This window comes from Shigella sp. FC1967, from assembly GCF_001743005.1.
Classification (GTDB): Bacteria; Pseudomonadota; Gammaproteobacteria; order Enterobacterales; family Enterobacteriaceae; genus Proteus.
Genome location: NZ_MIIZ01000296.1, coordinates 1 through 245, shown reverse-complemented (window position 1 = coordinate 245; position 245 = coordinate 1). Strand labels below are relative to the sequence as shown.

Genomic DNA, 245 nt, shown 5'->3' with positions numbered 1-245 from the left:
CTTTAGTGACCATCGGTACTAATTCAACGACTAAACCTGGATGAGTAAGTTGTAGTTGTTCTTTCACATAAAGTGCCTGCCACATAGCAAGAGGGCTTTGGCGGGTAGCAATACGGATGGTACTTTTTGACATAATAGTATTATCTCTTTAGTGACCATCGGTACTAATTCAACGACTAAACCTGGATGAGTAAGTTGTAGTTGTTCTTTCACATAAAGTGCCTGCCACATAGCAAGAGGGCTTT

1 pseudogene is annotated in these 245 nt (G+C 40.8%); it reads right to left on the bottom strand.

The features are described 5' to 3' along the window. A pseudogene (hemC, locus tag BHE89_RS02665) lies at positions 1-133 on the bottom strand (hydroxymethylbilane synthase); the annotation flags it as partial. Positions 134-245 lie beyond the last annotated feature (112 nt).